Below are 20168 nucleotides of genomic sequence, written 5' to 3' on the forward strand. Positions count from 1 at the left end.
ACTCAAGAAAAAGAAGGAGTTGGAATAGCGTCCCACAGCTCATTACGCACTTGTCGCATCTCGGCCAAGGTACGTTTACCCAATGCCGTGATTCGGAAAAAGCGCTTTCGACGCCCACCACGCTCGGACGTAGCGCCCCCGAGCTCAGATACGACAAAGCCTTTTTCTTCCAAGCGATACAACGCAATGTGTACCCCGCTCAGACTAATGAGGCGGTTGTTCATGCGCTGTTTTAATTCCGCCGCAATCGTGACGCCGTAAGCCGTTCCTTCCAGCACAGCAACCGTGAGTAAAACCAATTCTTCAAATTCACCTAAGTAAGAGCGCCCCATGGGTATGTTAGCGTGTTTTAGTATTTCATTATTATTTGCTAAACAAATAACCATGCCATGAAAAAAACAGCCCCAAAAAGAGCTGTTTTCAAAAATCAGTGTCCGAAATCGTACAGGGTTTGTCCGCTGGTGACCAGAGACATTCCAAGTTTTAAAAACTTGGAATGTCTATCCGTCGAAGAGACAAATCAGCAAGTAAGCAAGGCGCAAATAGGCAAGTTTAACTCATTGAAAATTTGCCTATTTTAAAAATTACTCCGCCTTCAAACTCTTCACAGGATTTACCAAGGCCGCCTTTATCGCCAAATAACTGACCGTCAAAACCGCTACGACCGTAGCCAACACGCCCGCCAGCGCAAAAGCCCACCACGGCAAGTCGATTCGGTAGGCAAAATCGCGTAGCCATTGACTCATGGTATAACCCGCAATCGGCGAGGCAATGAGGGTGGCAATGAGAATTAATTTGAGGTAATCGGTCAATAACAAAGTTACAATTCCCGTCACGGAAGCTCCCAGTACCTTGCGCACCCCAATTTCTTTAGTGCGTTGATGGGTAGTAAAGGCAGCCAATCCAAATAACCCCAAACAGGCAATCAGCACGGCTAAGCCTGCAAAAACGGCAAATAACTGGCTGATATGCTGCTCCGATTGGTACATCTTGCTAAAACGTTCGTTTAAGAACGAATACGCAAACGGATTATCGGTAGTAGCTTTCCATTGTTGTTCTATCTTTTGGAGAAGCGTCGGAATATCGTTGGTCTGAATGCGTAATGCAAGCTGATTGTTGTCTTTACCGTAGAAAATAACCAAAGGAGCGATGTGCTGGTGCATGGATTCAAAATGAAAATCTTTGACCACGCCTACCACCGTATAGGTACGTTTACTGCCCGCTGAGCCGTCGCCTACGGTAGAAATTTGCTGACCAATCGGATTTTTGAAGCCATAAGTCCGAACGGCGGCTTCGTTGAGCAAAACCGAAGAATTTTCGGTGGAAAAAGCTTTGGAAAAATTACGCCCTTGCGCCAAGCCAATCCCCAAAGTAGGCAAGTACTCTTCGTCGATGTAGTAGCCTTTGGTACGATGCGTGGCGGTACGTGCTCCGTCCTGAACCTGAACTCCGTCAACGCTTTGACTGGTGTGTCCCACTGGCAAAAAACCAGCAGATGCCACTTTCACAACCGACGATAATTTCGCCAGTTCAGCTTTAAATGCGTCAGCTTTTGCTCCTAACACGTGCGTATCGTGCAACACCAGCACTTGTTCTCGGTCAAACCCTACTTTTTTGTTTTGCATAAATTGGATTTGACGGTTGGCCACGATGGTCGCAACAATCATCCCAATAGAAACCACAAACTGCGTGGTTACTAAGGCATTGCGCAACCAACCACCCCGCCCGCCAATTTGCAACTTGCCTTTTAACACCGTAATGGGTTTGAAAGAGGCCAGTACAAACGCGGGATAACTTCCTGCCAACAAACCAATCACCAAGGAACACACTACCGCTCCCATGAGAAGCCGTCCATTGACGAGGTCATTGATGGTAAACTGTTTGCCCGATAACACATTGAAACTAGGTAAAAGCAAAAAGACCAAAACCAGTGCCAGTACCAATGCAAAAAAAGTAAGCAAGACCGACTCGGTCAGAAACTGAGTAACTAATTGCGTCCGCACCGAACCCAACACTTTCCGTATTCCGACTTCTTTGGAGCGGCTGGCCGAACCTGCCGTTGATAAATTGGTAAAATTGATACAAGCCAATAACAGAATAAAAAACGCAATGACCGAAAAGATATAAACGTACTTAGCATCGCTGTTGGCTTCTAATTCATCGTCCAAATCAGAATGCAAATGAATATCCGTAATCGGTTGAAATTGAAAGCCAAAACGATTGCCTTTTTTCTGAAATTCGGTAAAGTCCATGCCAAAAAACTCTTTGATTTCGGGCGCAATGTACTTACTTACAAACCCCCGACTGATGGTTTCTACCTGCGCCAGGGAATGTCCTTCCCGAAGTCGTACATACGTATAAGCTCCACTCGCCAGCCACTTATCTCCCGTTCTGACCGATTCAAACGAACCAAACATATCGTAGTGGAAATGCGTATTGGAAGGAACATCTTCGCAAACCCCCGTTACCCGAAAAAGTCCTAAATCTCCCACGGTAAGCGATTGCCCGATGGGATCAGCCTCACCAAAATACTTGTGGGCGGTTGTTTTCGTAAGTACCATCGTTTTGGGTTCAGCGAGGGCATTTTTTGGATTTCCTTTCATCATCGGAAGCGTGAAAACCGAGAAGAAGTTTGAATCCACGAACGCTACTTTTTCTTCTTTTATGATGTCCTGGCCGTGTTTGACCAAAAAAGCACCCTCTTTCCGCAATCTAGTAACAGCCTCCACACCTGGAGACTCGCGCAATAGGGCTTGTCCCGAAGGCCCCGTTGAATAGGCTAAATTGATGTCTTTTTCATCCATACGCGCGTGCATCGTCATTCGATAGATGCGGTCTGCGTGTGCATGGTAACTGTCGTAACTCAATTCGTGCAACACGTACAGTACAATCAGCAGGCAAGAAGCGAGTCCTACCGATAAACCGACGATATTGATGGCCGTAAATGCCTTTTGCCGCCACAAGTTGCGGAAAGCGATGGTTAAATAATTGGATAACATGACTGTAGAGGGTTGATTGGAATAACTGGATTTGAGGGTTTGTCGTTTGGTAAAAAAGGGAGTAAGGCAATGAAATACAGCCCACAGGTACTCGCGGCGGGCGCGAGCGATGCCTACTTTTACGACTCGCTTATGAAAGTTTTCGTGCAAGTCACCCTGAATGTATTCCAGTAAGTGTGGGGCAACAAACCATTCCAAAAGCTGATCGGCCCAGCGGGGAGGTTGGTCTGGCAAAGGGTTGGTTGACTTTTTCATACGGGCATTTAAAACGGATTGGCTGATAAACCCATGAGTTCAAGTTTAGCTTGCGGTATCGACTGCCAAAGGCGGGTGCGGGTTTGCTGGATTTCCAGCAATACTTCACCACCTGCGGCAGTCAGCGCAAATAATCGCTTGCGCCTCCCTCCTCGTTCGGCCGTTGCCCCTCCCACCGAGGACGACAAAAAGCCTTTTTCTTCCAAACGATACAGCGTAGTATGTACTGCGCTGATGGTAAAGTCGCGGCCCGTTTGCTGCTGAAGTTCCTCCATAACGGGGATTCCATATACGTCTTCATTGCAAGCGGCAACCACCAGTAGCACCAGTTCTTCGAGTTCTCCCAGTATCGTTTTTCTCATAAAATGGTCGGTCTTTGATTAGATACAATTTTTTAGATGAAATAATCGTGCCACAACAAAAACCACCTTTGTTGGAGCTATTTTCAAAAATCAGTGTCCGAAATCGTACAGACATTGTCCGTTGATGAAGTAACAAACGGCATAAGTAACAAGATTCCAAGCCCTCCAAAGTGCAAAGAGTGTTACAAACTTGGTTAACATTAGGTTTAATAATTGGGGCTCAACAGAACACTTAAATAGCAGAATATCAATTTTTTATAAATAAAAATCAACAATTAACCATTAACGAACTGTTACATAGTAGCAATTTAGGGCAATCTAAATTTAGTTTGCAGTGAAAACACTTTTATAAAACAGACCCATGCCCTACTTGCTTTATCTCTGTATCAACGACGGCTCGGATACTAGAATCAACAAAGAAATCAAAACGTTATCGAAACACTTTGATGTTGTCTATTTGGGCATTGGTCGGGACGAATCTCAGTCGTTTGTGAAACCGCTTTGCCACGAGTTTCATTTGGTCAGAGGTCATCATAAATCCATCGGAACGTTGGTTCGGTACGTGGGTATGTTTTTAAAGCTGTATTTTACTCACGCATACGACAGCATCCACGTCATAAACGAGCAGCTTTTGGTGATTTTTTATCCGTTGTTGTGGTGGAGTCGCCGCCGCTTGGTGGCCGATATTTTTGATTCCATCTTTTTGCGCTCTAGCAGTGCGTTGGTGCGGTCGTTACAATCGTGGGTGTACAGCCTTCCTTCGGCTATCATTGTTACCGACGACAATCGGTTACAGCTCGTACCCGAAGGCTTTCGGAAGAAAACAGTCGTCGTAGAAAATTATCCTTATGCCTTTACGGACGTCCAGCCCAAAACCGCCAGCGACGACGAATTACTGATTTTATACAGCGGTTCGTTGGGCGTAACGCGCGGAACCCAACTGCTGAACGACTTGGTAACACTTTCTCCCAAAGTGCGCGTTTGGGCCATTGGATGGGTATATGACGAACCTACTCGCCAACTTTGTCAACATCCTCAAGTGACGTTTTTGGGGGTAAAAACGCAGCAAGAAACCATGCGATTGGCCTCAGCATGTGACTATATTTTGTCGGTCTATGAACCCATCAACGACAACAACCTCAACGCCAGTCCCAACAAAATCTACGATGCGGTTCAGGCACAGACGCCCGTTATTATCAATGCTGAAATCAAAGTCGCTTCCTTTGTCGAAAAGGAAAATTTGGGCTACGTCACCGACTCGTACTACATTACGGATACTCAAAAGCTGCTCGAAGCATTGGTTGCTCAAAAGAAAACCTTTGTTTTTGACCAAAATCTAAGTCAACGTTACACTTGGGAAGCCGTAGAAGGAAAGCTGTTGGGGGTGCATCGGTAGAGGTTTTTCGTATTTTTTTTTAACTTTGATAAAACGCAAAATACATTCAAAGAATGGATAAGCAGAAATTACCTTTACAGGTTTTACGGGATTTAGAAGAATTAAAACCGCTTATCAAAGACCCCAGTTTAGATTTGGTGGTTAGTTCTGATAAAGAATTTCTTCTTTTGATAAGAACAAAAAAGTATGAAGATTTCTATTTTAAGATTGCTAAAGGTTCAAATAGCTATTTTAAGAGGATTTTTCCTTATAATGATAATGGGTCCGATTTATATAAGTCTTTTGATGGAAGTATAAAAGAAGATTTCATACAATGGACTGAAAAAATCAGGGAATATGATTCAATAAACCTTAATTCTCTTTTTGAAAGTCCACAATTAGAACCAGAAGAAGATATCTATGAAGAAGAGGACAAAGTTCTTCCTTGTTGTCTCAAAAGTTTATTGGTAAGCAATTTTCAGGGTATTAAATCAGCAGAGATAGACAATCTGCCCGTTGACACCCAATGGGTATTTTTGGTAGGAGAAAATGGTTTTGGTAAATCTACAGTACTCCAATCTATTTTGCTGGGGCTAAACGGCAGCAAAGACGGAAACTTTGAATTGATTCAGGATGAAAGTATCAATATACAAGTTGCGTATAAAAATGACAAAGAAAATTTCGTTAACGACTGTTGGAGAAATCCACACCCGCTACCATACCTTGCAGCCTATGGCCCAGTAAGGCTGAATCTAAAAGCTGATGCTAAAATCAGTGACGAAGCGCGCATGAGTTCATTGACCTACAATCTCTTCAATTCTGATGGAGCACTGCTCAATATAGAGGCTAAAATGAAAGATTGGCTGCTTCAAAAAAATAAAAAACGCTTCGATTTGGTCAAAAAAGCGCTTTGTAAACTTATTCCAAACTTATCTGATGTACGTTTTAACGAAAATACAAGCGAAATCGAATACATTGAAAAAGATATAGTAGATGGCTCTGAAACCTACGAACCTCTACCTTATCAAAAATTAGCATCTGGATTTAGAGCTATTATTGGCTTGGCAGGCGATATGATTGTCCGCCTTTCCCACTTAAAACCCGAAGTGAGCGACCCTTCCCAATTGAAAGGTATTGTTATCATTGATGAGTTGGATCTACACTGGCATCCCAAACTCCAAAAACAGATTCCGCAGTTGTTTTCAAATGTTTTTCCCAAAGTGCAGTTTATTGTTTCTACGCATAGCCCAATTCCGTTGCTCGGTGCACCTACCAATTCTGTTGTTTTGAAAGTGAATCGTACTAAAGAAGAAGGCATTAAAATAGAACATATCAAAATTAATCTTAAATACCTCACCCCTAATTTACTATTGACATCGGGTATTTTTGACATGGAAGATGTGCTTTCGGTCAATAATGATGACATAACCAAAACGCGAACGGAGGATTTGTTTGAAGAAATGCAACATAACGACGAAGTAGAGCAGTATTTGGCTGAATTTGAAGCCAGTAATCGACAATTTCCCGATGCGCTTTTTGAACCCAAGGCCAACTAAAAATAGGAGATGATTCGAGTCGAGAAAGATTTTGCCAATCCCCCTGTCAAGCTAACTACCGATGAGCGTACGAGACTTATCCAATTGACTTTGAGCGAAAAAGGCAAACACAAGTTTAAGAAAAAAGTTTACCGAGACAGTGTGTATGATGAACTCGTTGTTCTTTATCATGGCAAATGCGCTTATTGTGAAACAGATACTCGTGCGGGTGCTCCTATGCAAGTAGAACATTATCGACCCAAAGCCAAAGTAACTGAGGATAATTTGCACGAGGGATATTATTGGATAGGCTATGAGTGGAGTAATTTATTTTTGAGCTGCTCTAAATGCAATAATAAAAAACGCAACAGTTTCCCCGTATCAGGGATGCGTGTTATGTCGCCTACCTTCACCCAAGAGGGCTTATTGGATGTTGATTCCAGCATTGCTAATTCACAAGTGTTTCAGCAAGAACAAGCTCTTCTGCTACACCCAGAAATAGATGAAGCAGATCGGCTTTTTATTTTTTTGCCTAATGGGCGAGTTGATGCGGCGAATCAAAATTTAAGAGCCATCAAAACAATTGAAATTTGTGACCTAAATCGAAAAGACTTGGTTGAAAAAAGATTAAAAATTCTCAATTATTTCTTTGATCAGCTACAAACAGAGTTGAGAGATTTAGAAATGCAAAAAATTACCGAAGAGAAAGCTCGTCATGCTATAAAACGGCTTTTTGAAAAATTAGCACTACTTCAAAACCCTAAAAATGAGTACTCTCGTTTTGGGTATTTTATGTTTGTCAAATTTGATAAATTTTTCAGTGAAAGGTTACCAACAAAACAAGGAAACGCAGCCAAGAGGCTTTTCGAACAATTTAGAACTGGCCAACTTTAATGGTTAAATTTGCTCACTCCCATTTACCCAAACGCCAACCGAAACTCCGTCCCAACGTTGGGCGTGGGGTTTACGGTGATTTTGCAGGAAATCGCTTTGGCCAAGTCGCGAATTAGGTGCAAGCCCAACCCCGATTTTCCACCCACGTTGGCCGTTTCGGAGTAAAGTGCGCTCAATTGCTGTTCCGAAACCCCACCTGCATTGTCCGTAATGGCCAAAATAACCTGCCCTTTTTCCTCGCGTGCTTCCCAACGAATGTGGCCATTAGGAACGTTTTTGAGTGCTTTTAAGGCGTTGCCCGTCAGATTTTGCATAATCACTTTGAGGTAATCTTCGTCCGTTACGACGTGTAAATGGCTGGGGTTTTCAAACTGAAACACCACCCCCGTATTTCCAGAGAAGAATTTTTGCAAATATTCAAACAATTCATTTACAGCCACTTCCTTCACCTGTGGCCGAAAGTTTTCCATTTGACTTTTACTCCACAACAGCATCGACTCCATCGTATCGAGCAATCCTTCGGCAGCGGTCGTGATGCGTTGCTGGTGCGCGGCGGCCAATTCGGGCGAAAGCAAATCGGGAGCTTCTTTTTGAAGGTTCAAAAAGCTGATAAGGTTCGATACGGGGCTTCGTAAGTCATGGCTCAAAATAGCAAAGAATTTGGCTTTTACTTTGTTGGCTTCGTCCAATTCATTGTTGAGGTGAAGCAGCGTCGTATTAGTGCGCTTCCGGGTCTGGTTTTGCCAGTACAACAACGCCCCAATCACTCCCAGCAGCACAAGCCCAATCACAAAACCCACTCGCTGTTTTTTCTGACTCTCCAACTCCAACCGATTGATTTCAAGTTGTTTGTCGCGCAATTCTATTTCACGTTTGCCTTCTACCTCAGCTATTTTGTTTTTATTTTCTTGGGAAAAAATGGAATCTTGCCCCGCTTGAAACTCCCTGAAATTGAGATAGGCGTTTTTATAATCTCCTCGTTCTGCCTGTAATTCGGCCAAAACGCCTGTCCAGTACGATTGGTTGCTTACCTCTCCCTTTTGCTTGCTTCGGCTGATGGCGATTTGAAGGTATTTTTCGGCTTGTTGTAGCAGTTCCTTTTGTTGGCTCGGCTGGCTTTTGGCTTTTTCAATGTACGCTTCGCCGAGGTTTCCCACGTTCTGAATCGCATCCGACTGCATGGGGTTTACTTTCGACCACGCCTCAAATGCCTTGAGGTTATAGCGAATTTTACTGTCGATGTCCTTATCCGAAATCGTACCTAAGCTACCGTACGCATTTGCTAACCCTTCCAAATTTCCCGTTTTTTCTAAGAGAGGTATGGCCTGAAACAGGTATTTTTTGGCATTTGTATAGTCTTCTTTGGCGATATACACCGAAATCACCTTCATCATCGACTGCCCTACTTCCCGTTGAGCTTCACCTTCCGACTCCTTGGTTTGTTTTTTTGCTTCCTGGAGCCCTTTAAGCGCATAAGCTAGTGCTTTTTCGTAGTTCTTTTGGGCTAAAAATGTGGTGGAAACGTTGCCCAATGCCAACGTTTTCAGGTAAGTATCGCCCAGTTCTTCGGAGATTTTTAATGCTTTTAAGTAATAGTCGATGGCTTTGGGATAATTGGACGCAATGTTTTGTTCCGCCGCCCCCAGATTGTTCAAAATCGAGGTCATGTTCCATTTATCGTCAATTTCGCGGTACACCGCCAGTGCCCGTTGAAAGTACAATTGGCAAGAATCGTACATCCCCTTATCACTGTAAGCACGCCCTATTGCCCCCGTAAACACGCCAATTCCCCTCTTCCACGGCATTTTTTGCGCGTGTTTTAGCCCCAATTGACTGTAATAAAGGGCTTTGTCTGAGTTAATAAAAAAGTATTCTTCCGCAATACGCTTATACGTACGGGCTTTTAGGGTATCGTTTTTAATCGTAGGCAAAACCTTTACCAACGAATCAGCCAGGGCCTGTCCTTGTTTTTGGGCATACGTAGCGTTGATTAGCCCAAACAGAAACAAAATAATCCCGCCCCCCTTTTTTAACGTCTTCATTTTAAGTTTAGTAAAGCCTCTTTGTAACTTCTCCCCACAGGCAGCGCAAATTCCCGAACCTGTACCTGCTGCGCCGATACCCGCTCAATGTAGTGCTTCTGCACGGCATAGCTACGGTGAATTCTAACAAACGACTGAAAAGCTTGCTCTTGCAATAATAGCCCAATTGAAGCCAACACACTGTATTTTTTGGTTGGGGTTACAATCCGTGTATAGTCTTTGAGGGCTTCCAAATACAAAATCTCGTGTAAGTTCAGCTTGACTTGCTGGTGACCATCTTTGATAAAGACCGTATTTCCTCCCAAACTGTATTCAAAAAGTTCGGCTTTTCGCTTGAGCGACAGGTAACTCTGCAAACGCATCATGCTGTGGTCAAAACGGTCGGCTTTCAGTGGTTTTACCAGAAAATCAAAGGCATCGACATCAAAACTCTCGGCGGCATAATCGGGGTAGGCCGTGATAAAAATGCACACGGGAATGGCCCTAAACTGCGCTCGAAGCTCCAAACCCGAGGTTTCGGGCATATCAATATCACTGATCAATACGTCTATTTGTCCTTGTTGCAACACGGGAATCGCTGCTTGGGGCGATTCAAAAACCCCAACCACGCGCAGCATCGGGTATTTTTTGGCATACATCAGTGCCGTCAGACGATCAATCTCATTGTCATCAATGATAACACAGGTATAAGTAGTATCCAGGTTCATGTAATAGTAGCACTTGACCAGTTAAAGATAGATGCTTTTGGGATAGAAGTGTGCGTCTATCAGGATTTATTTACTTTTCGGTAGGCTTGATTTCCCTTTCCATTCTGTCTTCCGTCTATTAAAACTGTTGTTGGTCGAGTACCGATTGATACCCCACCTTCTTCTGTATAGTTTTGACTTGCTTAAATTATTCAAAACGAACGATACCATGGAACGACGAGATTTTTTACTCAATTCGGCACTCTTGACCGCCTTTACTGGATTATCACAAACGGCTTTTGGAGAAAGTAATCATGGGATTTTACCAGACGGTATCAAACCCGTTTTACTACCATCTTTACCTCCACTCGACCACAAAGGTAGCTCAGACATCCGGGTTTGGATTCGGACTTCGATGACCAACGGGCTGTTTTCGAGCGTGGAATGTGCCGTAGCTCCCAAAACCATGGGACCCGCCCCACATTGGCACAAAGAGCTCGACGAGTTGATGTTTGTTCTCGAAGGCACTGCCAGCGTTTTGGTGGGCGATGAAGTTGTGCAAGTAGAAGCAGGCGGGTGGCACCTGCGCCCACGCATGATTAAGCACACCTTTTTTAATGCCTCCGACAAGCCACTGCGCTTCGTAGATATGTACTTCAATCAGCCGTTTGAGGAGTTTTTAGAAAAAATTTACCATCAACTTACCCCCGAAAACGGTTTCCCGCGTGGTTCGGCGGCGTTGAGTCGGGAGCGTGATGTCCTCAATGAAAAATTTGGGCTTTTCTATGGTGCCAACTCAGGTGAAGAACGGGCGGCTATTGTGAAGAAATACGGGTTAAAATAGTGAATGAGAGATGAAGAAGTTTCTATTGTTTTTTCTGTTTACCCATAGCCTTTACGCCCAAATGGGACTAGTAAGTCCTTACGGAGTTGAGTTTCCGCGCTTTTCGGCAGCAGCTCGTCCTGCACCCAATACTGTTGGTATTGGCACAATGCTCTTTAACTCCACCAACGGCACCCACCAATATTCTGATGGTACTATTTGGCGAAACGTATCCGCGCTTCCCCCTGCGGGTACGCTCCACCAAACCCTCCGCTACGATGGAAGCAATTGGGTAGGGTCTAATTTGATGAGAAATAACGGATCCAATATACAAATAGGCGTGCCGTTAAATACTACTTACGATGCAAAATTGGCTATAAACTTATCCAATGAGCCACCTTTGTCTTCTGGACTTATTATTTTGTCAGCAGTTAAAGGGATTACTATCAATTCAACACAATCTGCTATTGAGGCTTATTCGGCAGTAGGCCCCGCAATTAACGCTAATAGCAGTGGCTTTGCCATTGTTGCAAATGGAGGTAATGGTTATAGTGCTAAGTTAGAAGGCAGAATGATTATAAGCAAGGATATTAATAGCCCTTTGGAGAGCGGAATAGAGTTTCAGGAAAGAGACGTTTTAGGTAGCTTGGCTTTCATAGGTATGCGTGGCACAACTGAATTGGCTGTTTTTGGGTATGGTTACAATAATTATATCCAACGTTGGAACATCTATTCGGGAAGCATTTGCTACGCCACTACACCTACTATTTGCTCGGATATACGCCTCAAAAAAGGTTTTCGCAGATTGAGTAAATCTTCCGAAAAACTTAATCAACTACAAGGGTATCAATATTACTGGAAAAACGAAAAAAGTCCTGATTTACAGACAGGATTGATTGCCCAAGAGGTGCAAAAAATCTTCCCCGAACTGGTCAAAACTGACGAAGATGGTATGCTCTCGGTGGACTACGTGGGACTCATTCCACATTTGATAGAAGCCAACAAAAGCCTTTCGGCACGTATCGAAAAACTAGAAACAATTCTCTCAAAAGAAAAATAATGTGCGTCCAGAATGTCCGTTTTTTACCATTAAATACGCACACAAAACCTCCATTTTTGTTGTTAAACAACTCTCTCAAAACCATGAAACGACTCACATTTTTTCTCATAGGAACCCTTCTGTGGATTGGGTGCTCACCCACGGAAGATTCTCCCACGCCCAACGACCCCGGCACTACGAATCCTGTCACCAACGGAGCCATGGGCAAAGGTCAACCTGGCGTAGTTGGTACGGCGGGTGTTGCCGACTGGGACAAACTTTCGACTTCCGAAAAAGGCCGCATCATGGGCTGGAACGCCCTGTTTTTGCACCAATCTGTCGGGCAAGATTTAGAAGAAGGCTGCAAAGCCAACGGCTATCCTTTTGATTATTACGGCAAAGGCGACAAAACCGACGGTGGTGCGTCGGGCAAAGGGCTAAAAGGCGGTATTTTTGTCGATGTGGGTGGTATTCCAAACGGAAACCCTTCCGAAAAAATCAGGGTATTTCGCGAAAATGCGACTCGCAACAAGGACGTACTCCAAATCATGATTTTTAAGTTTGGCTATGCCGACATCATGGACGATAACTACGAAAAAGTACAAACCGAGTACAAAGCCATGATTGATGCCCTCCGTGCCCAATCGCCTTCGCTTCGTTTTGTGCACGTAACCCCGCCGTTGGTGTATTCCACTTCATCGTACGAAGGAAACGCCGCCAAAATGAAAGTAGGGCAATGGATGAAAGACACCTTCAAAGGCACTGATGTCATTTTTGACTTACAAGCCCTTGAAGCCAACGACGGTAGCTGCCAACAAAGCAACGTCTGGCGCATTTGTCCCGACAATCGTAATACCTCTGCTGACCCCAGCGATGTCAACGGGATAGACACGTCCGATGGCCAAGGACACATTGGCAAAAAAGCAGGCCAACGCATCAGCAAAGCGCTGTTAATGAGCATCTATAACGCTGGACGATAACCCTTTTAATTCCTCTCTCATGAAAAAGCTATTATTACTATTTTGCACAATCGGCTATGGAGTGCTACACGCCCAAAACCCCGTCGTAGAGATACGCACTTCGGGTAGTACCGCCATTACTTCAAAAGCTTCACTCCACGCACTTTATACCACGTCTCCTTACATTCCTATTTTTTCACAGGCATCTGGTACGGGGATTTATTCCCAAGAAGGGCTGCACGGAGAAATTACGCCTGACGCGAGCAACCCCAAAAACCAATTTATAGGAGTGGTCGGACTAGGAAAAAACGCTCCTTCCCTTGGTGGAAATGGCGCCTACAACATAGGCGTATTTGGTTCTGGTAAACATGGACTTTGGGGAAAATCAAGCGAATCTTTTGGCTATGGCGTCTATGGTGATGGGCATACGGGGGTACTTGGCATATCGAATACGGGCGGAATCGGAGTACAAGGGATTAGTTACGGAGGCGGGTTTGCTGGTTCATTTTTGGGAAATGTTACCATAACTGAGCGGCTTGGAATAGGCATTAGTGGAAACGCTCCAGACTTCACGCTGGACGTCGGCGGGAGAGCTCGTCTGCGCAGTGGCGGAACCAACGAAAACAGCGCGGGAGTTTGGTTCAACAACAACGCCAACAACCAATTACGGGCGTTTATTGGAATGCGTGACGACAACGAGTTTGGCATTTATAGCCAAAGCATGGCGCAATGGCTTTTGCGATTGAATGTAAATATAGGCTCTATTTGCTCATATTCCACCATCACCAACTGCTCGGATATACGCCTCAAAACCGACATTACGCCCATTCGAGGCTCTCTTACCAGAATTCAAGCATTAAACGGCGTCAACTATCACTGGAAAAAACATCCAGAGACATCACTCCAAACGGGGTTCATTGCCCAAGAAGTTCAGAAAATTTTTCCTGAATTAGTCGAAACCGACCAAGAAGGCTTTTTGAGCGTCAATTACACAGGGCTGATTCCGCATTTGTTGGAAGCCATCAAAGAGTTACAAGGCAAAAATGGGCAGTTAGAAACCCGTCTTAGCGCCATTGAAGCAGCGTTGAATTTGCCTACAGGTACAGGAAAATAAACGTTCACAGGGTATGAGAACATGGCTTTTGTTATTGGTTTTTCCTACGTTGCTCAAGGCGCAATGTGATAAAACGCCTAGCGCAACTCCTACGACTTGGTACGTGGCCACCAATGGTAACGATGCCAACGCAGGGACAGTTTTGCAACCTTTTCGGACTATCCAAAAAGCCATTGATACCGCCCGCCCCAACGATACAATTGAATTGCGAGGCGGTACGTATGTCCTTAACAATGAACTCAGAATCAGAACCTCAAACCTCACCCTACGGTCATATGCCAGCGAATGGGCCATTATCCAAGCCCCCACGCATATCGAAGACATCAGCAGTACGATTTGGTACAGCGAACCCTGCGTTGTGGGCGGAATGATAGAGAACCTAGAAATTATTGGTGGTTATTATTATGGCCTTAAATTTGAAAATAATTTAGGCTGGGACGAGCCGATTGTGCACGGTACAAGCAACATTACCGTCAGAAACTGCAAAATTCACCACACAGGCCGCGATTGTATTAAACTGGTTCCTTACTGCGACAACATAGCTATTCTCAATTGTGAAATTCACCACTCGGGTGTAGGTATTGCCAATGTCTCTGCCCAAAACGCCGAAGGAATTGACAACGTCAACGGCGACCAGATGCTCGTTCGAGGATGCTACATTCACGACATTGCTACGACGGGGCTTTACGCGAAAGGAGGAGCCAAAAATACAGTTATTGAGAATAATCTTATCGTCAATTGTGGTGAATTTGGGGTCATGTTAGGCGTAGGAGGCACCGATAACGACCTTTTTGACCCCAATAATCAAACCTATTATTACGAAAACTTCGATGGAATTATTCGCAACAACATCGTTGCCAATACCAAACATGGTGGCGTCGGGCTTATCGCAGCAGTACGCCCTCAGGTACTTAACAATACCTTTGCCAACGTAGGCAGCGAAGCTTTAGCCCCCTTGTACATTGGCCCCAACGAAGTATGGGTCAGTGAGACCACGACCATTGCATCGCCTTGTGTTGATGTAAAAGTCATCAATAATATTTTTGTTGAAAACGAAGCCAGCACTTTGCCGATGGTGCGCATTCGTTTCCACCAAGACTACCAAGCGAGTGGCATTTCGGGGACAAATAACGAAATAGATTACAATCGGTATTTTCGAAATACCACCTCCCCGACTTACACCTATCTTCAAACATCCAATCTTACCTTTACCCAATGGCGTACTACCTCGGGGTTTGATGCCCACAGCAGCGAAGGAAATCCTGCGCTTACTCCCCAATATCACCTCAACTCCAATAGCGTATGTATCAATGCAGGGAAGGCGCTACAAAACGTAAACGTAGATTATGATGGCACCAACCGTACGTTTCCACTTGATGTAGGGGCGGATGAATGGGGTGGAAATTCGCTTACCGTTCCTCCACCTGTAGGAGTTATCGGAACGGGGTTACGTACTATTCCCTGCGTATCCAGCATTTCACCTACCGATTTACCCTCTACGATTGCCACTAACCAACGCTTCGAAACCAACGGGGCTATTACAGCAACCAACAAAGTGCTTCCTACAGGAACGGCCACGTATGATGCTGGTACGTATGTGTTACTTAAAGCAGGTTTTGAAGTGCAAAAAGGGGCTGTTTTTACCGCCTTTTTAGAGGGCTGTGGAAATAAATAACGAGTTTTTATCGCAAAACACCATGAAAGAAACCATTGAACTCTGTCCAAAATTACAATTGAAACAGCCTTTTTACATTGAAGAAATTGCGTGGCTGGAAGGCATGGGCAATTACACCACCATTCATTTTCGGAACGGGAAGAGCATTCTCACCTCTAAGACCCTAGCGCTTTTTGCCGGCGAACTCCCCAAAGAGGTTTTTGTAAGGGTAAATCGTTCTTTTTTAATCCGAATCAGCGAGGTGTCAGTTCATAAGTCCGATACCCGAAAATACCTATCGCTTGTCTTACACAATGGACAGCAAGTAGAAGTGTCGCGTCGAAAAAAAACGTTGGTTAAAAAGTATCTCCGCCAAACAACATGAAAAAGCTACTCATTTTTGGGCTCATCATCTCATCGGTGATGGGTTGTAAAAAAACAGAAATAGCCCCCGCCGAACAACTCACTAACAGTATTTGGACGGGCTTTTTCAAATACAAACCCGTTCGCGAAAACGACAACAGGCAGTTTGTACTCACGCAGTGTTTTGCTGTTTCCTTTTTGCCCAATGGTGTTTTTAAGTTTTACGAAGCGTTGGGCGAGTCGGGAGGCACGTGGGTTTTGGGCGAAGACAACGTCATTACCATCACCCAAACCAATAAAAACATACTTAAGTTTGAGTACAACCCTACCAGCCAAGCACTTACGTTTAAAAGCCTAACAGGTGCCCCCGACGAGTGGACGGCCTCAAACATGGAGCTATCGGACGTAGCTAAAACCAGTAAAATGGAAAATGTCAAGTGGAATTACCCTTATGCGGGTAATTATATCATCATTAAAAAAGACAATTTTAATGACAGTTATTTTGAAACTGTAACGGGCAAGCAGACTATACAGCGGTTTCAAACCGTAATTATCCAGTCGGGCAGGGTGTTTATTTATCGAAACAACGACGAAATGTACAATACCACTGCCACAGGCCCCACTACAGGAATCTCCGTCCAACTTATTAAATCATAAAGCAGATTCAGATGAAAAAACTTCTCGCTCAAGGTGTAGTTACCCTGCTGACCTTACTCGCCATAAATCACTCTCTGTCAGCCCAAAGTATCGTGGGTGCTTGGAAACGAACTGCTATCATCACTACCTATTCGGACGGAAAAACCACCGATGCGATGGCAGAACTTACCAAATCAATGCCTTGCACGGCTGATATTGTGTATGTTTTTGAAGCCAACGGAAATTTGAGTATGCGCGTCCCGAAAGGCTGCCCCATCCCTGCGGTACTTTCTACTTGGAAGCTCAACGGCTCCACCCTCACAACCAGCATGAAAGACCTTACAAATACCGACCAAGTGAGCATCTCTGGCAATACCATGACCACTACGCACGCGTATAGTCCACAAGATAAGTATGTACCCGAAGGGGCAAAATCAATGAAGGTTATTTATAAAAGGAATTAAAATAAACCCTCCAAATCATGAAAAAACTCCTCATTTACGGCATTTTGTTGGTTGTATCCTTCGTGAATATGGGCGCAGGCTGTGGCTCTCAAACCAATGACCCACAACCCGATAATTTCCCTGGAATTGTCGGAAAGTGGAAACTAACCAAAACAGGCTATTATATCACAAAATCTGACGGCACAAAAGTCAACGACACTTTCGATACCGAGCCTAGAGGCATCAATATCGTGTATGAATTTTTTAGCGATGGGCGATTAGTAGTTACCGATGGACAAACAAACACCACTACCGAAATTCGTTGGACACTGAAAGTAAACAAGTCTGACGCTAATGGAATTTTAGGAGGCCAGCTTATCCAGATTGGAAGTGAGCAAAAAAAGCTGGCAGAATCTATTGGCCAGGCGGGAGACCTTACCTTTCAAATTTCCACCGCCTCTAACTTCATAGCATTGACGGTCGATGTCACTAAAATATCGACCTACAAAGAAATGACGCTCATGCAAAACTTTAAGAAGATATAATTTCGGAAAGAAGCGTAATTTTACTCGCAAACAATCAGAATGGTACTTTTTCAGGTTTTGCAATTTTGAGATTATGAACAAAAGAAAAATAGTGCTCGCCCTTGGTTCTTTGGTACTCCTCAGTTGGCTTGTTTATGAATGTAAGTACTACACAAGCTATTGGTTTGATACTTTCGACCGCCCGTGGGCTTACAGTTCTGATGAAAACGCAAAATTATTGGTAGGAAAATGGCAGGGAAGCTTTATCGACCCCGATAATGTAAAAAAAACGCTCGAAATAGAAATCGATGAGCCAGTGACGGAAGAAGAACGCGAACGCAACGCAGCTCGTAAACGTAGTAGCCGAAGAAGGGACAACAAACGTGCTTTTGACGGCAAAGCCATTGCTCAAAGCCGATTAGGTACCGAAACATACGAGATTTATGGAGCTGTTGAAAAAGACGACTTCCATCATCTTCACTTTAATTTCCGCCCCGAAGATGAGAAAAAACGCGTTCTTCCTAATTTCACTCTATTAGAAGCAAACAGTGGGAATTGGCAAGACGATGGCATGACCCTAACGCTTTCTTTTACATATCATAATGCCGACGGCTCTAGTACATGGAAAAGTTCGGACCCTCGCCATTCTAAAAAAATAACCGCTACGCTGAGCCGAATTCCCAAATAATCTCTTTTTAAGGACATTTTTTAACCATTACGAAGCTGTTTTTGGCTTCGTTAGGTACGCTTTTGCCTTTATTTTCCATACATCGACACTCATTTTAAATTCATACATTGATGAATCGCCCCTCTTTTTACATCACCATTTTTTTGTTGCTGGGTATTTTTGGATGCAGCAAAGAAAACATCGAAACCGATGAATGCGACACTGACCCAACAGCCTGCGGGTGTTCCCAAGCCCCGCCCAACTGTGATGGTAGCAGTGGTACACTTAGTGGCATTGTTTACGTTTCCCCATCAGGCAACGACTCCAACGATGGAAGCGAAAATAAGCCGTTTAAAACCATTCAAAAAGCCGCTGACGGCGCTGACCCTTCCAAAGCTTTGGAAATCGTTCTGAGAGGCGGAACGCACGAAAGCAAAGAGATTAAGTTTCGTACGTCCAACATTCATCTTCACTCCTATCCTGGTGAATGGGCTATCATTAAGGCATCCACGACCGTTGAAGATATCACAAGCTGTTTGTGGTTTCGAGAACCGACCACTGAAAATATCACCATCGAAAACCTCGAAATAGTCGGTGGTTATCTTTATGGGATAAAGTTTGAAAGCAATTGGGACGACGACCGTAGCGTACCTTTTTCGAAAAGAAGAGGCGTGCGAAATGTGAAAATCTTAAATTGTAAAATCCACGATACGGGTCGGGATTGCATTAAAATTGCGCCAGGTTGCCAATACCTTCAAGTTCTTAATTGCGAAATCTATCGCTCGGGCATTGGGCCTGCCAATGTTTCGGCCCAAAATGCGGAAGGTATTGATAACGTTAATGGCTCCAACATGACCGTCCGAAATTGCTACATTCACGACATAGCGACGAATGGTCTTTATGCCAAAGGAGGCGCTAAGGATTGTGTTTTTGAGCAAAATTTACTCATGAATTGTGGTGAAGGGGGCTTAATTGCAGGTTATCTCGACACTGATGTTGAGTGGTTTGATACCGATAGTAATCCCAATTATTATGAAAGTATCAATATAATTATTCGAAATAACATTGTTGTGAATACAAAATGGGAAGGAGTGGGGCTTTATGCTGCCCAAAATGCGCAGGTATATAATAATACGTTTATCAATGTAGCACAAAATGCCAGTGCGGCGTTATTGATTGCACGGGGTGAGATATACGGCACTCCCAAAGGGGATAAATTCCCAAAATCTAAGGACATCAAAGTGGCTAATAATATTTTTGTACAAGCCGCTTCGGCTCAAGGACACATGGCGCGTTTACGAGGTTTGCCCGAAGGGGTAAATGAATTAGGCTACAATATTTATTATAAACCCAGCCAAGTGTCGTATCGCATAGATAAAAATGACGACGAATACGAAGAGTTTTTAGGGTTCGACAACTGGAAGAATAAAAGTAAGTTTGATAGTAACAGTTTTCTTACCAATCCTAAACTTGACAATTCGTATCATTTAGCCGACGGTAGCCCATGCATTGGAGTGGGGAAAGTACTACAAAGTTTGGTAGAAAAAGATTATGACGGCAAGGCGCGGGGTGCTAAACTAGATATTGGCGCTGATCAGTACAACAATGGTTCTTCATTGAGTGTACCACCCGTGGCTATTACAAACGGCACGCGAGGCACTGGTGGGGAGTAAATTGTATAACAAAAAAGAGGAGCTCGTTTCTGAGCTCCTCTCGGATTTTAATATTGTGGCGGCTACCTACTTTCCCACATTTTATTGCAGTATCATCGGCGGAGTGGGGCTTAACTTCTCTGTTC

The 20168-nt window shown here is 44.1% G+C and carries 19 protein-coding genes; 14 read left to right on the forward strand and 5 right to left on the reverse strand.

The features are described 5' to 3' along the window. Nucleotides 1-2 precede the first annotated feature (2 nt). The 3 genes from AC23N5_RS04730 to AC23N5_RS04740 all read right to left on the reverse strand — a co-directional run bounded on the left by AC23N5_RS04730 (nt 3) and on the right by AC23N5_RS04740 (nt 3616). On the reverse strand, nt 3-332 hold the full coding sequence (locus AC23N5_RS04730) for a helix-turn-helix transcriptional regulator (RefSeq protein ID WP_183977079.1): 330 nt from the start codon (nt 330-332) through the stop codon (nt 3-5). A gap of 252 nt (nt 333-584) precedes the next feature. Next, nucleotides 585-3254: an ABC transporter permease gene (locus tag AC23N5_RS04735; RefSeq protein ID WP_487754649.1), complete on the reverse strand. Its 2670-nt coding sequence runs from the start codon at nt 3252-3254 to the stop codon at nt 585-587. Between the two features lie 8 nt (nt 3255-3262). Further along, complete coding sequence (locus AC23N5_RS04740; RefSeq protein ID WP_028523456.1) at nt 3263-3616, reverse strand: PadR family transcriptional regulator; 354 nt, start codon at nt 3614-3616, stop codon at nt 3263-3265. A gap of 361 nt (nt 3617-3977) precedes the next feature. Between AC23N5_RS04740 and AC23N5_RS04745 the strand changes: the two genes are divergently transcribed. Genes AC23N5_RS04745 through AC23N5_RS04755 form a run of 3 tightly spaced genes read left to right on the forward strand, consistent with a single transcriptional unit; the run spans nt 3978 to nt 7420 of the window. Beyond that, a complete protein-coding gene (locus AC23N5_RS04745; RefSeq protein WP_487754650.1) occupies nt 3978-5012 on the forward strand; it encodes a glycosyltransferase family protein in 1035 nt (344 codons plus the stop codon). Between the two features lie 53 nt (nt 5013-5065). Continuing rightward, nucleotides 5066-6547, forward strand: a complete 1482-nt coding sequence (locus AC23N5_RS04750; RefSeq protein ID WP_487754651.1) for an AAA family ATPase — start codon at nt 5066-5068, stop codon at nt 6545-6547. 9 nt (nt 6548-6556) lie between these two features. Continuing rightward, nucleotides 6557-7420 carry a retron system putative HNH endonuclease gene (locus tag AC23N5_RS04755; protein WP_487754652.1) on the forward strand — a complete coding sequence of 288 codons (864 nt, stop codon included), beginning with the start codon at nt 6557-6559 and terminating at the stop codon, nt 7418-7420. A 23-nt stretch (nt 7421-7443) separates the two neighbouring features. Here the strand turns inward: AC23N5_RS04755 and AC23N5_RS04760 are convergent, their stop codons facing one another. Next, nucleotides 7444-9462, reverse strand: a complete 2019-nt coding sequence (locus AC23N5_RS04760) for a tetratricopeptide repeat protein (RefSeq protein ID WP_487754653.1) — start codon at nt 9460-9462, stop codon at nt 7444-7446. Then, on the reverse strand, nt 9459-10169 hold the full coding sequence (locus AC23N5_RS04765) for a LytR/AlgR family response regulator transcription factor (RefSeq protein WP_183977067.1): 711 nt from the start codon (nt 10167-10169) through the stop codon (nt 9459-9461). Before AC23N5_RS04765 ends, AC23N5_RS04760 begins: the two co-directional genes overlap by 4 nt. A 208-nt stretch (nt 10170-10377) precedes the next feature. Between AC23N5_RS04765 and AC23N5_RS04770 the strand changes: the two genes are divergently transcribed. From AC23N5_RS04770 to AC23N5_RS04820, 11 genes are all read left to right on the forward strand, one after another. Then, nucleotides 10378-10992 carry a cupin domain-containing protein gene (locus AC23N5_RS04770; protein ID WP_487754654.1) on the forward strand — a complete coding sequence of 205 codons (615 nt, stop codon included), beginning with the start codon at nt 10378-10380 and terminating at the stop codon, nt 10990-10992. Between the two features lie 10 nt (nt 10993-11002). After that, nucleotides 11003-12031, forward strand: a complete 1029-nt coding sequence (locus AC23N5_RS04775; protein WP_487754655.1) for a tail fiber domain-containing protein — start codon at nt 11003-11005, stop codon at nt 12029-12031. Nucleotides 12032-12114: 83 nt separating this feature from the next. Then, nucleotides 12115-12990: an SGNH/GDSL hydrolase family protein gene (locus AC23N5_RS04780; protein ID WP_487754656.1), complete on the forward strand. Its 876-nt coding sequence runs from the start codon at nt 12115-12117 to the stop codon at nt 12988-12990. A gap of 19 nt (nt 12991-13009) precedes the next feature. Further along, nucleotides 13010-14083 carry a tail fiber domain-containing protein gene (locus tag AC23N5_RS04785; RefSeq protein ID WP_487754657.1) on the forward strand — a complete coding sequence of 358 codons (1074 nt, stop codon included), beginning with the start codon at nt 13010-13012 and terminating at the stop codon, nt 14081-14083. Nucleotides 14084-14096: 13 nt separating this feature from the next. After that, nucleotides 14097-15758, forward strand: coding sequence for a right-handed parallel beta-helix repeat-containing protein (locus tag AC23N5_RS04790; protein WP_487754658.1), 1662 nt, complete (start codon nt 14097-14099; stop codon nt 15756-15758). Between the two features lie 22 nt (nt 15759-15780). Continuing rightward, on the forward strand, nt 15781-16122 hold the full coding sequence (locus AC23N5_RS04795) for a LytR/AlgR family response regulator transcription factor (RefSeq protein WP_487754659.1): 342 nt from the start codon (nt 15781-15783) through the stop codon (nt 16120-16122). Continuing rightward, nucleotides 16119-16757 carry a hypothetical protein gene (locus AC23N5_RS04800; protein WP_487754660.1) on the forward strand — a complete coding sequence of 213 codons (639 nt, stop codon included), beginning with the start codon at nt 16119-16121 and terminating at the stop codon, nt 16755-16757. The genes AC23N5_RS04795 and AC23N5_RS04800 overlap by 4 nt, the downstream gene beginning before the upstream one ends. An 11-nt stretch (nt 16758-16768) precedes the next feature. After that, the gene (locus AC23N5_RS04805) at nt 16769-17200 is read left to right on the forward strand and encodes a hypothetical protein (RefSeq protein WP_487754661.1); all 432 of its coding nucleotides are present in this window, start codon (nt 16769-16771) and stop codon (nt 17198-17200) included. 17 nt (nt 17201-17217) lie between these two features. After that, a complete protein-coding gene (locus tag AC23N5_RS04810; RefSeq protein WP_487754662.1) occupies nt 17218-17724 on the forward strand; it encodes a hypothetical protein in 507 nt (168 codons plus the stop codon). 73 nt (nt 17725-17797) lie between these two features. Next, the gene (locus AC23N5_RS04815) at nt 17798-18391 is read left to right on the forward strand and encodes a hypothetical protein (protein ID WP_487754663.1); all 594 of its coding nucleotides are present in this window, start codon (nt 17798-17800) and stop codon (nt 18389-18391) included. A 110-nt stretch (nt 18392-18501) separates the two neighbouring features. Next, complete coding sequence (locus AC23N5_RS04820; RefSeq protein ID WP_487754664.1) at nt 18502-20043, forward strand: right-handed parallel beta-helix repeat-containing protein; 1542 nt, start codon at nt 18502-18504, stop codon at nt 20041-20043. Nucleotides 20044-20168: the final 125 nt, after the last annotated feature.

The organism is Runella sp. R5_40, from assembly GCF_057652295.1.

Coding starts and splice junctions, on each gene's coding strand:
- AC23N5_RS04775 (WP_487754655.1), top strand. CDS start 11,003: ATGAAGAAGTTTCTATTGTTTTTTCTGTTTACCCATAGCCTTTACGCC.
- AC23N5_RS04735 (WP_487754649.1), bottom strand. CDS start 3,254: ATGAAAAAGTCAACCAACCCTTTGCCAGACCAACCTCCCCGCTGGGCC.
- AC23N5_RS04765 (WP_183977067.1), bottom strand. CDS start 10,169: ATGAACCTGGATACTACTTATACCTGTGTTATCATTGATGACAATGAG.
- AC23N5_RS04755 (WP_487754652.1), top strand. CDS start 6,557: ATGATTCGAGTCGAGAAAGATTTTGCCAATCCCCCTGTCAAGCTAACT.
- AC23N5_RS04770 (WP_487754654.1), top strand. CDS start 10,378: ATGGAACGACGAGATTTTTTACTCAATTCGGCACTCTTGACCGCCTTT.
- AC23N5_RS04745 (WP_487754650.1), top strand. CDS start 3,978: ATGCCCTACTTGCTTTATCTCTGTATCAACGACGGCTCGGATACTAGA.
- AC23N5_RS04820 (WP_487754664.1), top strand. CDS start 18,502: ATGAATCGCCCCTCTTTTTACATCACCATTTTTTTGTTGCTGGGTATT.
- AC23N5_RS04810 (WP_487754662.1), top strand. CDS start 17,218: ATGAAAAAACTCCTCATTTACGGCATTTTGTTGGTTGTATCCTTCGTG.
- AC23N5_RS04750 (WP_487754651.1), top strand. CDS start 5,066: ATGGATAAGCAGAAATTACCTTTACAGGTTTTACGGGATTTAGAAGAA.
- AC23N5_RS04805 (WP_487754661.1), top strand. CDS start 16,769: ATGAAAAAACTTCTCGCTCAAGGTGTAGTTACCCTGCTGACCTTACTC.
- AC23N5_RS04785 (WP_487754657.1), top strand. CDS start 13,010: ATGAAAAAGCTATTATTACTATTTTGCACAATCGGCTATGGAGTGCTA.
- AC23N5_RS04790 (WP_487754658.1), top strand. CDS start 14,097: ATGAGAACATGGCTTTTGTTATTGGTTTTTCCTACGTTGCTCAAGGCG.
- AC23N5_RS04815 (WP_487754663.1), top strand. CDS start 17,798: ATGAACAAAAGAAAAATAGTGCTCGCCCTTGGTTCTTTGGTACTCCTC.
- AC23N5_RS04760 (WP_487754653.1), bottom strand. CDS start 9,462: ATGAAGACGTTAAAAAAGGGGGGCGGGATTATTTTGTTTCTGTTTGGG.
- AC23N5_RS04780 (WP_487754656.1), top strand. CDS start 12,115: ATGAAACGACTCACATTTTTTCTCATAGGAACCCTTCTGTGGATTGGG.
- AC23N5_RS04795 (WP_487754659.1), top strand. CDS start 15,781: ATGAAAGAAACCATTGAACTCTGTCCAAAATTACAATTGAAACAGCCT.
- AC23N5_RS04800 (WP_487754660.1), top strand. CDS start 16,119: ATGAAAAAGCTACTCATTTTTGGGCTCATCATCTCATCGGTGATGGGT.
- AC23N5_RS04740 (WP_028523456.1), bottom strand. CDS start 3,616: ATGAGAAAAACGATACTGGGAGAACTCGAAGAACTGGTGCTACTGGTG.
- AC23N5_RS04730 (WP_183977079.1), bottom strand. CDS start 332: ATGGGGCGCTCTTACTTAGGTGAATTTGAAGAATTGGTTTTACTCACG.